At 35.5% G+C, this 13,592-nt stretch carries 11 protein-coding genes; 10 read left to right on the plus strand and 1 reads right to left on the minus strand.

Translation table 11 applies throughout. The features are described 5' to 3' along the window. The first annotated feature begins 2 nt into the window (after positions 1-2). The 8 genes from MPR_RS17185 (at position 3) to MPR_RS17220 (ending at position 10,479) form a co-directional block, all read left to right on the plus strand. Positions 3-1,544 carry an acyl-CoA carboxylase subunit beta gene (locus tag MPR_RS17185; protein WP_041894728.1) on the plus strand — a complete coding sequence of 514 codons (1,542 nt, stop codon included), beginning with the start codon at positions 3-5 and terminating at the stop codon, positions 1,542-1,544. Between the two features lie 284 nt (positions 1,545-1,828). Continuing rightward, positions 1,829-2,389 carry a DUF4190 domain-containing protein gene (locus MPR_RS17190; protein ID WP_041894731.1) on the plus strand — a complete coding sequence of 187 codons (561 nt, stop codon included), beginning with the start codon at positions 1,829-1,831 and terminating at the stop codon, positions 2,387-2,389. 82 nt (positions 2,390-2,471) lie between these two features. Continuing rightward, complete coding sequence (locus tag MPR_RS17195) at positions 2,472-3,161, plus strand: DUF2625 family protein (protein ID WP_041894733.1); 690 nt, start codon at positions 2,472-2,474, stop codon at positions 3,159-3,161. After that, entirely contained in the window at positions 3,162-3,653 is a 492-nt protein-coding gene (locus MPR_RS17200; RefSeq protein ID WP_041894736.1) for an SMI1/KNR4 family protein, read from the plus strand. It abuts the gene before it with no gap. A 149-nt stretch (positions 3,654-3,802) separates the two neighbouring features. Continuing rightward, entirely contained in the window at positions 3,803-4,288 is a 486-nt protein-coding gene (locus MPR_RS17205) for a hypothetical protein (protein WP_041894738.1), read from the plus strand. A 219-nt stretch (positions 4,289-4,507) separates the two neighbouring features. Further along, complete coding sequence (locus MPR_RS17210) at positions 4,508-4,861, plus strand: hypothetical protein (RefSeq protein ID WP_041895624.1); 354 nt, start codon at positions 4,508-4,510, stop codon at positions 4,859-4,861. 99 nt (positions 4,862-4,960) lie between these two features. Next, entirely contained in the window at positions 4,961-9,310 is a 4,350-nt protein-coding gene (locus MPR_RS17215) for a CusA/CzcA family heavy metal efflux RND transporter (RefSeq protein ID WP_041894742.1), read from the plus strand. A gap of 5 nt (positions 9,311-9,315) precedes the next feature. Beyond that, a complete protein-coding gene (locus tag MPR_RS17220) occupies positions 9,316-10,479 on the plus strand; it encodes an efflux RND transporter periplasmic adaptor subunit (RefSeq protein ID WP_041895628.1) in 1,164 nt (387 codons plus the stop codon). Between the two features lie 284 nt (positions 10,480-10,763). Here the strand turns inward: MPR_RS17220 and MPR_RS17225 are convergent, their stop codons facing one another. Beyond that, on the minus strand, positions 10,764-11,141 hold the full coding sequence (locus tag MPR_RS17225; protein WP_006266722.1) for a DUF6591 domain-containing protein: 378 nt from the start codon (positions 11,139-11,141) through the stop codon (positions 10,764-10,766). 501 nt (positions 11,142-11,642) lie between these two features. Here MPR_RS17225 and MPR_RS17230 point away from each other — a divergent pair. Together MPR_RS17230 and blaMUS are read left to right on the plus strand one after the other, a co-directional pair. Continuing rightward, positions 11,643-12,806 (plus strand): pyridoxal phosphate-dependent aminotransferase, encoded by a 1,164-nt coding sequence (locus MPR_RS17230; protein WP_041894745.1) that lies wholly within the window; start codon positions 11,643-11,645, stop codon positions 12,804-12,806. Positions 12,807-12,841: 35 nt separating this feature from the next. Further along, the gene (gene blaMUS, locus MPR_RS17235) at positions 12,842-13,582 is read left to right on the plus strand and encodes an MUS family subclass B1 metallo-beta-lactamase (RefSeq protein ID WP_041894747.1); all 741 of its coding nucleotides are present in this window, start codon (positions 12,842-12,844) and stop codon (positions 13,580-13,582) included. Positions 13,583-13,592 lie beyond the last annotated feature (10 nt).

Below are 13,592 nucleotides of genomic sequence, written 5' to 3' on the forward strand. Positions count from 1 at the left end.
CTATGAATCCGAAAATAAATAAATTACAAGAAATACAAGCCCAAGCTAAATTAGGCGGAGGGCAAAAAAGAATAGATACACAACACAGCAAAGGAAAGCTTACTGCTCGTGAACGTGTAGAATACCTACTAGACGAAGGTTCATTCGAAGAGATCGGTATGTTAGTGACACACCGTACGACCGACTTCGGTATGGATAAAGAAGTATATCACGGAGATGGTGTAGTGACTGGATATGGAACGATCAATGGTCGCTTAGTCTATGTATTCGCACAAGACTTTACCGTATTCGGAGGAGCACTTTCTGAAACGCATGCAGAGAAAATCTGTAAAGTAATGGATATGGCACTTAAAATGGGTGCGCCAATGATAGGTCTAAACGATTCTGGAGGAGCACGTATACAAGAAGGTGTAAGATCATTAGGTGGATATGCAGATATCTTTTACCGCAATGTACAAGCATCTGGTGTGATACCTCAGCTATCTGCTATTATGGGACCATGTGCTGGAGGAGCAGTATATTCTCCTGCGATGACTGACTTCACGATGATGGTAGAAGGGTCTAGTTATATGTTCGTAACAGGACCTAACGTTGTAAAAACAGTAACTAATGAAGAGGTAACTTCAGAAGAATTAGGAGGAGCGAGTACTCACTCTACGAAATCTGGAGTAGCTCATACGACGTCTCCTAACGATGTAGCCTGTCTAGAGGATGTAAAAACGCTATTGTCTTATATGCCTCAAAACAATATGGAGAAGCCGATGAGTCTTCCTTATACTGCAGGCGAAGAGTATAGATATGAACTAGATGAGATAGTACCTGAGAGCTCTAATAAGCCTTATGATATGAAAGAGGTAATTAATCATATCATAGATGAGGATTCTTTCTTCGAAATACACAAAGACTACGCTGAGAATATCGTAGTAGGTTTCGCTAGACTAGGAGGTAAAAGTGTAGGTATTGTGGCTAATAATCCTATGTTCTTAGCAGGATGTTTAGATGTAAACAGTTCTATTAAAGCTGCTCGTTTCACTAGATTCTGTGATGCTTTTAATATTCCTCTATTAGTCTTAGTAGACGTACCTGGATTCTTACCTGGTACAGATCAGGAGTGGAATGGTATCATCGTACACGGTGCTAAGTTACTGTATGCATTAAGTGAAGCTACAGTGCCTAAAGTAACTGTGATTACTCGTAAAGCCTACGGAGGTGCTTATGACGTAATGAACTCTAAACACATCGGAGCAGATATGAACTTTGCGTGGCCAAATGCCGAAATCGCAGTAATGGGAGCTAAAGGAGCTAGTGAGATTATCTTTAAAAAAGAAATAGCAGAAGCAGTAGATCCTGTAGCAAAACTAGCTGAGAAAGAAGCTGAATATGCAGACAAATTTGCTACTCCATACAGAGCAGCACAACGAGGATTCATTGATGAAGTAATTCTTCCTCATGAGACTCGTAGAAAACTGCTTAAGGCATTCTCTATGTTAGAACATAAAGAAGTAAATATGCCAAACAGAAAACACGGAAACATTCCTCTTTAATAAATTCAATAGCCCTTTAGATATGTAACTAAAGGGCTTTTTTTATCTACTTCTCCCTCCCTACTCAAAGGCTTTCTATTCCCTAATCCTTATTCTCTTATTTCTTAAAATCAGCCTTCATTTTCTTAAAAAAACACCTATACAAATTAACACCAAAGAAGCAAAAAAGAACACTCAATACTATTTTAGCCAAAAAGAGTTAATTAAATATTGATTTTTAAACATATAAGTATATTTTATTTGTTAAATAAAAACTATATTTGATCTAATAAAATAAAACCACTATGGAAGATAATAAAAACCTAGAAGGGAAGAAAGTTCCTGAAAATACGGAGCATACTCCTCCTCCAGTACCTTCATCTGAAGAAACTAAACACGAAGAATCTATTGTTGATAAAGTAACGTCTTCTATTGAAGAGACAGTAGACAACATAGAGAAAGAAGTTGTTGAGCCAATCGTTGAGACGATAAAAGAAGAAGTTGTTGAGCCTGTAGTAGAGGCTGCAAAAGAACTTGAGAGAGAAATAGAGCAAGAAGTTAGATCTACACCTCCTCCTCCACAACAAGGATACAATCAACAACAAGCTTATTATCCTCCTGTAGTTCCAGAAAAGAATAATCTTGGATTAGCAGGATTTATTTTATCAATTGTTGCAATTCTTCTATTTTGGCTTCCTTTTATAAACGGAATATGCTGGTTATTAGGATTAATTTTCTCTGCTATCGGAGTATTTAGAAAACCAAAAGGATTAGCAATTGCAGGTTTAGTGATTTCACTAATAGGTGTTGTTCTCTTTATATTGACATTAACTCTTTTTGCTACAGCAGCAGTCTTAGGTAGTTAAACATATAACATACCCACATACTTTATAAAAAGGTTGTCTAAATAGACAACCTTTTTTTTTGTATTTTGCCAAAAAATAAAGGATGAAAACACTTACTGATTTAATAAACTTAGAAGAACCAGGAATTGCTCTTATCAATGAATGGCTAAACGATGCAGTAAGACCAATAGCATTATTGTCTCAATACAATAAAGAGGTAGCTGAAGAAGCTCTCTTACAACTTCAAGTAACGACACGTTCTCCTCTAGGTGCTATAGTATATGAGACTGGAGGAATACTGATAGACAATGGATGGATCAGAGTACTAGGTGGAGGAACAGAAACACTACCTTCTAGTTATCAATGGAACAAAGGCAAAACAATAGATCAAAACAATCAATCTAGTGGTTACTATATTATCGCATTAGATGTCTTAGGTGGCTACTTCTGTATCAATAGTGGAGGTCTAGGAGAGGACATAGGTAAAGTATATTACTTTGCACCAGACACATTAGACTTTGAGCCACTTGATATCAGTTATTCAGACTTAATTTATTTTTTCATAGCAGGTAATATAGATCAGTTTTATCAAGATTTTAGATGGAATACATGGAAAGAAGATACGGCACAACTTCCGTTAGACAAGGCTTTTCATATTTTCCCTCCTATGTGGACTAAAGAAGGAAAGCACATTGATTCTACATCTATCAATCCTATTGCGATTGAAGAGTTGTATCAAATCAATAAAGACTTTAAAGAAGGTTTAAATAATATAGAAGATAAATATATATAAATGAGTAAATTCAATCACTATACAGTCATACCTAATATCCATACACAATCATCAGAACTAGTATTACCATCTGTTGAGGATATTAACAATTGTGAACAAGTACTAAACTTTAATTTTGAAGAAGATTATAAGACCTATATTTTACAATATGGGGTAGGTGTACTAGGAGGCACATATATCCGTATCTATGCTCCTAATCGAATTATAACAGAGAGAAAAGAATGGTTAGAACGAGTAACGCAATACTACTTCTGGGATGATGGTAAAGATGTATTAACTAAAGAACAGGTATTAGAAGGGATTTGCATAGGAGATACTTTTGATGGAGATGAGATTATATTCTATAACAACACCTATTTTGTATTGCCTAGACATGAAGAGGACATCTATGTTTTAGGAAATAATTTATACGAAGCTATAGAATGGCTTTGTACAAAAGGAATACTAACTGAGGCGTTTTCAGAAAGAGAGTTTGAACCTTTTAATGAATAAGAATTATTAACCACAATCGTAGTATAATATTTGTGTCAGTATTAAACTATACAAAGGTTTATTTTAACTTTTAAGCCTTTTATTTTTACTTAATTTACAGTAATTTAGTTAGGTATTCTAGGGATGATATAAACGCTTAACCATTATATATGCAAGACAAAATAACACTTTTAGAGAAGTACTTCGAAACAGGTCTATACGAAGATTTTCACTCTTTACAGAGCGATTTAGTGATTTGGGTAGATTGGAGTGATTACGATGATGCAATAGTAGAATATATAGAAACTTGTCTTCAGACAGGGCATCTATCAGCATCTATAAAAGACCTACCAAATGAACAACTACAACTAAAGGTAAATTATGACAATAAGACTCATACTCATATCATTGTAGATAGAGATGATACGATTATATGGCTTAACAGTATATTACAGCCTGAGTATGAAATTCGCTTTTGCAAAATATCAGATGGGTCAGATACATTAGCATTCTTACCATTAACTAGAGAACATTGGAGACAATTAGAAACTATCTATACCTTAGAAAAAATAGAAGAACACTTTGAAGCTATTCACAGTGATTCTGTTTTCTTCAATAAGGAATATGACTTTGACGAAGATAGTTTTTTATCATAGAGATACTAAGCACCTACTCTTAATAGATAGGTGCTTTTTTATTCAACCTACATAACATCAACCTCATTATTAAAATCTCATTAGAACTTAATAGTATATTTACTTTGAATAAATACAAATTACTATCTTGCGTCATAATTATACAAGGAATTAGTAACTTTGTACTAGTCAATTCATAAACAACCAATTAAAGTGAAAAGAAAAATAGCAATATTTCTTATGGCACTCTTTTTAATTTCGACAACTGAGCTAGGTCAGGTGTTGAAGTTTCCTCTATTGGTTGAACATTATATTGAGCATACGACAAGTAATCCAGATTTATCTATTTGGGGATTCTTACAAATACATTACAGTGAAAGTCATAAAGAAGAAGGAGATCCTATGGATGAGAAACTACCTTTCGTTACGCACACACACTTTGTAAGTATAGTAGGTATCGTTACCCCTGCTCCAATTCTAAAAATAGACCGTATTAAGTTCAATACACTTGACAATAAAATACACGCTTTCAACGAAGATGAAGTTGAGAGTAATTACCTATCCTCTATTTGGCAACCGCCTAAATACTGTTAATACCTTATCGCAAAGAATAAGTTAACTTTCTGTGTATTTATACATGGAGAAGTTGGCTATACCTATCACGCAATTTTAACGTATTAACAGACTGAAATCATGTTAAATAAAATAATTGAGTTTTCTGTAAAGAATAAACTCATCATTGGGCTATTTGTATTAGCTCTAATCGGTGTTGGTATCTACCAGACATCTAAACTACCTATTGATGCCGTACCTGACATCACAGATAACCAAGTACAAGTTATTACTGTTGCGCCTTCTTATGGAGCTACAGATATAGAGCGATTAGTAACCTTCCCTATAGAACAAGCAAATAGTAATATTCCAGGGATTAAGAATATGAGAAGTTTCTCTCGTTTCGGATTATCTCTAGTAACTATTGTATTTGACGAGGACGTAGATATCTATTGGGCAAGACAACAAGTAGGAGAACGCTTAAATCAAATTAAAGCAGATATTCCACAAGATATTGGACAACCAGAACTAGGTCCTATCTCTACAGGACTAGGAGAAATATACCAGTATGTAGTAAGACCCTTAGAAGGCTATGAAGATAAATATGATCTTACAGAATTGCGATCAATACAAGACTGGGTTGTTCGCCGTCAATTACTATCTGTAAAGGGAGTAGCTGAAGTAAGCAGTTTTGGAGGGAAATTAAAACAATATGAAATAGCTGTTAATTCCAACAAACTAGACGCCTATGGCATTACCATTAACGATGTGTTCTCTGCTTTAGAAAACAACAATGAGAATACAGGTGGGGCTTATATAGAAAAAGGACCAACTGTATTATATATACGCACAGAAGGATTAGTAGCCTCTATAGAAGATATAGAAAACATTGCTATTACTTCTAAAAATACTGAACTGCCTCTTTTAATAAGAGATGTGGCTAAAGTACAGATAGGACATGCTACACGATATGGCGCCATGACTTATAATGATAAAGGCGAAGTATCAGGAGCTGTCGTAATGATGCTTAAAGGAGAAAACAGTAATGATGTCATCAAGAATGTCAAAGAAAAAGTAGCTGAAATCCAAAAGACTTTGCCTGAAGGCGTTGTTATAGAACCTTTCCTTGATCGTACTAAAATGGTTAATAATGCCATCGGTACTGTAGAGACCAATCTAACTGAAGGAGCCCTTATCGTAGTATTTGTACTAGTTCTATTCTTAGGAAATATGAGAGCAGGACTACTAGTAGCTTCTATTATACCCCTAGCGATGTTATTTGCTATTTGTATGATGAATCTTTTCGGAGTAAGTGGTAATCTAATGAGTTTAGGAGCTCTAGACTTTGGATTAATAATAGATGGAGCAGTTATTATTGTAGAAGCCGTCCTCCATCAGTTCTCCCATAACGCCAGGTATAAATCAATGAATAGACTGTCTCAAGAAGATATGAATAAGACTGTAGTACATTCAGCATCTAAGATGATGAACAGTGCAGTCTTTGGTCAGATTATCATTCTTATCGTATACATCCCTATTCTTACATTAGAAGGTATCGAAGGTAAAATGTTCAAACCGATGGCTCAGACAGTAGCCTTCGCCTTATTAGGAGCATTCTTATTATCATTAACGTATGTACCAATGATGAGCTCTCTAATTATGAGCCGAAAAGTAACTCATAAACCAAACTTCTCTGAAAGAGTAATAGCTAAACTAGAAAAGTTCTATCAAAAATGCCTTGTCAAAGTATTAGAAATACCAAAAACAATCTATGCTATTGTAGGAGTCTTATTTGCTATTGCCCTATACATCTTATCTACTTTAGGAGGAGAGTTTATCCCTTCTCTTGAAGAAGGAGACTTTGCAGTAGATACAAAAGTATTAAATGGAAGTACATTAACCACGACTATAGAAAGTACACAAAAGACTGCACATATCCTTAAATCACGCTTCCCTGAAGTAGAGAAAGTAGTGACTAAGATCGGTAGTGCAGAAGTACCTACAGATCCTATGCCTATGGACGCTAGTGATATGATGGTTATCCTAAAAGATAAGAAGGAATGGACATCAGCAAAGACTTTTCCAGAACTAGCAGAGAAGATGACTAAAGCATTAGAAGAAGTACCTGGGGTAACTGTAGGGTTCCAATTCCCTGTACAAATGCGTTTCAACGAATTAATGACAGGAGCTAGACAGGATGTAGTAGTCAAAGTATTCGGTGAAGACCTTGATCAATTAGCAGAAATAGCAGGTAAGATAGGCAATATAGCGAATGGTGTAAAAGGAGCTACTAACCTATATGTAGAACCTGTAACAGGAATGCCACAATTAATGATTGAGTATAACCGTCCTGCTATTGCACGTTACAGATTATCGATAGCTGAGATTAATAGAATAGTCAATTCTTCATTAGCCGGTCAGAGCACAGGTATGGTGTATGAAGGAGAAAAGCGCTTTGACATGGTTGTTCGTATGGACGAGACCAATCGAAAAAAATTATCTGATATCGAGAATCTCTTAATCCCAACACCTTTAGGTAATCAAGTTCCACTAAATCAATTAGCGAATGTAGAAATAAAAGAAGGTCCTAATCAAATCCAACGTGAAAATGCACAGCGTAGAATATTCGTAGGGTTTAATGTAAAAGATCGTGATGTACAGAGTATAGTAGAAGAGCTACAAGAGAAAGTAGAAGCACAAATCAAACTACCTACAGGTTATCAAATCACCTATGGAGGACAATTCGAAAACTTAAACGAAGCAAAAGAGCGATTAGCCATAGCAGTTCCCTTAGCGCTTGTCTTGATATTCCTATTGTTGTTCTTTGCCTTTAGAGATATCAGAGAGTGTTTAATGATCTTTACTGCCATCCCTCTTTCTATCATCGGAGGTGTATTTTTATTAGCACTTAGAGGCATGCCATTCAGTATTAGTGCAGGAGTAGGCTTTATAGCTCTATTTGGTGTAGCTGTTCTAAACGGGATTGTGCTTATTGCTGAGTTTAATAGACTTCAGAAATCTGGAATAAAAAACATTGTATTCATCGTAGTTAGAGGAGCTAAATCTAGACTTCGTCCAGTATTAATGACTGCCTGTGTTGCATCCTTTGGTTTCTTACCTATGGCATTGAGTAACGGTGCAGGAGCAGAAGTACAACGCCCATTAGCAACAGTAGTAATCGGAGGTTTAATGTTAGCTACATTCCTTACCCTATTTATACTACCGTTGTTGTATATCACATTTGAACAAAAATTACACTTCAGCTTTATGAAAAAGAAAAAAGCGATAACAGCTATTGCTATCTTCTTAGGACTAGGTCTTTCTGCTCAAGCGCAGACACCTATAAGTCTAGAGAATGCCCTAGCCCAAGCGATAGAGAATAACAGTACTATCCGTGCAGAAAAACTAAAAACAGAATATGCTAAAGCATTTATTAGAACAGCCACAGATATACAACAAACAACTATCACAGGAGAGTTTGGACAAATAAACGGTCCTTATACGGACAATAAATTCTCTATTGCTCAGGACTTTGCTTTTCCTACGGTATATAATAAACAGAAGAACGTATACAAAGCTGAACATCAACAAAGCATTTATAACCTTAACCTAAAGGGATATGAGCTAAAGAAAACAGTCACTCAGAACTTCTATGACTTTATCTATTGGCAAGAAAAAGAGGCACTATTACTACGTGCAGACAGTCTGTACGCTAATTTCTACAGTAAGGCTACTCTTCGTCTACAAAAAGGAGAGAGCAATATTTTAGAGAAAACAATGGCTCAGAATCAACAACTAAGTATTCAAGCACAATTAGGTGAAGTACAAAAAACAAAACAGTTAATCCAACTTCAGCTTCAGTATTTACTAAATACATCTGAGAACATCGTTCCTTCTTTAGAACAGAAGAAGTTAGAACTGTCTAGTCTTGAAAGTGATTTAGAGAATAACCCTGTGCTACAATTGATAGAAAATCAAAAGATAATTGCACAAGAACAAACTAAACTAGAACGCTCTAAACAACTCCCTAACCTACAAGCTGCTTATAATAACAGTAGCTTTATGGGCATGGCGGCTAACGATGTGTATTACGACAGGAATAATCGTTTCCATTCTTTTCAAGTAGGTATCTCACTACCCCTATTCACTAGTGGGCAGAGAGGTCGTGTTAAGAGTGCTAAAGTAGCTGAAGAGGTAGCAGAAGCAGAATACACGATGACTAGAGACCTTATGAACTCACGTTATCAACAGTTGTTAATAGCACATCAGAACAACCAAGGTATTCTAAATAAATATGAAAGTTTCTCTTTTGATAACTCTAATACAATTACAAAGACAGCCCAATTACAATTCATCAACGGAGATATCAACTATCTAGAATATGTAATGCTGATTAACCAAGCTCTAGAAACTGTTAATAAGTACTTAGATACCCTAAAAATGTACAATGACAATATCATCCAGATTAACTACTTAACTTCTAATAATTAATGATCATGTTATCTAAATATATCAATACCAAATACTTTGTTCTAGGACTTGCCTTAGCGAGTATCACACTATTCACCCAATGTAAGACAGAGCCAAAAGAAGAAGATCTTATCTCTGCAACAGACAAAGACACAACCACTGTACATCTAACTGATGCACAGATGAAGAATACAACTATAGAAACGGGCTCTCTGACTGAGCGCAAAATAGCGACAACACTAAAGCTAAATGGTAAAATAGATGTTCCTCCACAGAACCTCATCTCCATAATTAACCCTCTAGGGGGATACCTTAAAAGTACTAAGTTATTACCTGGTATGCATATCAAAAAGGGTGAACTAATCGCTACGATGGAAGACCCTCAGTATATTCAATTACAACAGAATTACTTAATCGCTAAGGACAAATATGAGTTTGCAAAACTAGATTACAACCGTCAGAAAGACCTAAACGCAAGTCAAGCAAGTAGTGATAAGGTAATGCAAATCGCGCAAGCAGAGATGAATAATCAACGCATCACGATGAATGCCCTAGCACAGCAGTTAAGTTTAATCAACATTAGCCCTGCTTCACTGACTCATACTAACATTAGTAGAACTATTAATATATACAGCCCTATTAATGGGTTTGTGAGTAACGTTTTTGTCAATGTAGGTAAGTATGTAACCCCTTCTGATGTCATGTTTGAATTAATTAACCCTACAGATATACATCTAAACCTAAAAGTGTACGAAAAAGACCTTGATAAACTAGAGGTTGGACAGCGTGTAGTAAGTTATACTAACGGTGCACCTAATAAGAAATATGAAGGAGAGATTATACTGATCAGCATGGATGTAAACACGGATGGTGTATCTGATGTACATTGTCACTTTGAAGCATTTGATAAGAAACTAGTTCCTGGGATGTACATGAATGCTGACATAGATACACACGCAGCTGTATCACAAGCTTTGCCTGAAGAAAGTGTTGTCTATTTTGAAAAGCAAAACTATGTTTTTATAGAAACAGCAAAACAGACTTATGAGATGACTCCAGTACAAATCGGCCCTAAAGAAGATGGATATGTACAAATAATAAACGCAGATCAATTAGCTAATCAGAAGATAGTCGCTAAAGGAGCCTACACATTACTAATGAAGCTAAAAAATACAGAAGAGGAAGAATAACTTCACTTTTCATCCACTACCTAAGGGGGTATTATCTAGATAATACTCCCTTTTGCTTTTTACACAATAAGGAATCACTAATAAACAATATGTCAAAGAACTACACCACAAAGCTACTACTCTATTGATACCGCTTCGATGATATAGACTCTTATGACTATACCTGACCTTATATGGTCGATAATGGTCGCAACTAATGGGACACTATAACATTAAAACCTTAATTATAAAAAAAATGCTACCCATAAAGGATAGCATTCATATTATATCGTGATAACACCTAATTAAGGCATTAAAGCTTTTTGATATTTCTCAGCGATAGCTTGGAATCTAGCAGTTTGCTCTTTAGTTATAGTCGATGGATCAGTTTTTTGTAACTCCTCAGCGATTTTCATTAATTCCTCGCTTACTTTAGTAGCATCAGTAAGAGCTGCAGTGTCTCCAGCTTGTACTTTTTTCATCAAAGCGATGTGCTCATCAGCGATTTTTTCATACTTGTCTAATACTGCATCGTATCCAGAAGCAGCAGGAGCCTCTTCTTTTGCAGGTGCTTCTACTTCAGTTGTAGTAGCTTCTCCTTCTTTTGCAGTTTCTTTTTTCTCACCACAAGCAACAGCTACCATAGCAGCCATTCCTAATACCATAAACGTGATTTTTTTCATAGTTAATTTTGTATATAATTAAACAACCTTTAAATTATTAGGTAATACCTTATTTACTTAATTATCATAAAGATATATACCTTATTAAAGTCTATGTAAAATTAACACAAATTAACTTACAACAAAATATTTAGTAGAATATTTTTTATTTATCACTCTCATTGACAATAAGTAGCACTATTTCGCAAAATATTCACACTACCATAATAACACCTAATCCACTATTCATAAGGGATAGCGATATTATGATGTTATTCTTCACTACTAACATACCCCTAGTGTATTCTTACTTATTTATAAATCAACCTCTTATTTCCCCTTGATTATTGCACTACCATCAACCAAACGTCATAATTCTGGTGTAATTCATAAAATTATACCAAAATATTCTAATCTAAGTATCGATTATTCAATAGATATCCCCTAACTTTAGTTTTTCTAAGAGCCTTATCTTCCGATTGAGGCATTTTTTATTTACATAATACAGTAATTCTATTCACTATGAACAGACGTGATTTATTAAAACTATCAGGAACGTTGTTCGCAGGAAGTATCCTTACACAAGGATTTGCAACAACACAAGCATTAGGATCTATTGCAGATTTAGGTTTACCAACATCAGTTGATGACCCGTTATTTTTACACTTTAACGAAAATAGCTTAGGTATATCTCCTAAAGCTAAAAATGCAATTATTGACGTTTTATCTAATGTAAATCGATATCCTGACAGTTATATAAAAGAATTACAAAACACCATAGCTGATACCTTTAAGATGTCAGCAGCCCAAGTTACCATTGGTGCAGGCTCTTCTGACTTGATCAGAGCCACAGTGAATTTACAAGTATATAAAGCAATCAAGAATGGGCAGAAAGTACAGCTTATCTCACCAGATCCTTCATTTTTCTTAGCCGCTAGTCATGCAGAGGGGATGGGTATTCCTGTCATTAATGTTCCGTTAGACAAGGCTTTCTGTATGGATCTAGCTAAGATGAAGCAAGCTGCAGATAGCTTTGACGGTATCTCTATCATCTACTTATGCAACCCTAATAACCCGACAGGGACATTAACTAACTCTAGTGCTATTGCAGATTGGGTGACTACTGTTGACGCTAAGAAGAACTTCTTTATGGTGGACGAAGCCTATGCAGAATACATCACTGACAAAAGCTTCGTGAGTGGGACTTCTTTTATCAGAGAAGGAAGAGAGAATGTTATCGTATTGCGTACCTTCTCTAAGATATTTGCCATGGCAGGTATGAGATTAGGATATAGTCTATCTACAGAAAGTCTAGCAAATGAATTAGTTCCTTATATGGCAGTAGAGAATATCAGTACACTTACTGCAGTAGCAGGTACAGCTTCTTTAAAGGATAATGCCTTCATCGTACACAGTAGAGCAGTGAATGCTAACTCTCTTGGTATCACGACTGAGACCTTTGATGCACTAGGAATAGAATATCTACCTAGCCAAGGAAACTTCTTATTCCACAAGATAAAATGTGATCAACAGCAATATATAGATGGCATGGCATCAGAAGGTATTATCGTAGGTCGTCCTTTCCCTCCCCTATTACAGTGGAGTAGAGTAACGTTAGGTACACCAGAAGAGATGAACCAATTCTTAGCTGTTATCCAAAAATTCAAGAAGAAAGCATGGGTATAACCTCATCACTAATTTCAATACGAAATAAATAAACCATGCGAAAAATACTTAGTTCCATAGCGATGTTAATCTGTACTACATTAGTACACGCTCAATCTGACAAGCTAAAAATCAAACAGCTCAATGATAATATGTATATATACACTACTTATCAAGAGTTTCAAGGGGTTACATACTCATGTAATTCGATGTATGTGCTGACAGACGAAGGTGTTATTCTAATAGATACACCTTGGGATAAAGATCAGTACGAGCCTCTAGTAGAGTACATCAGAACGAATCATAACAAAGAGATTAAATGGGTTATCACTACCCACTTTCACGAAGATCGTTCAGGAGGCTTAGGTTACTTTAATAGTACAGGAGCACAGACGTATACCTACGCATTGACCAATAAAATATTAAAAGAACGCAATGAACCACAAGCTCAACATTCTTTTAATAAGGAAAAACAGTTTACCTTTGGCAATGAGAAGTTGGCTGTATACTTCTTAGGAGAAGGACATTCACTAGATAATACAGTAGTCTGGTTTCTAAAAGAAGAAGTATTATTCGGAGGGTGCCTGATTAAGAGTGCAGAAGCTACGACTTTAGGTAATATATCCGATAGCGATGTAATAGCTTGGCCTAAGACTATCGAAGCCGTAAAACAAAAATTTAAGAATGCTAAAGTCATTATACCAGGACACGATGAATGGGATATGACAGGGCATATCGAGAATACTGAGCGTATATTATCAGAATACAATCAACAACATTCAACTAAAAACGATTAATTAATATAGT

Source organism: Myroides profundi (genome assembly GCF_000833025.1).
In the GTDB taxonomy this organism is placed as follows: Bacteria; Bacteroidota; Bacteroidia; order Flavobacteriales; family Flavobacteriaceae; genus Flavobacterium; species Flavobacterium profundi_A.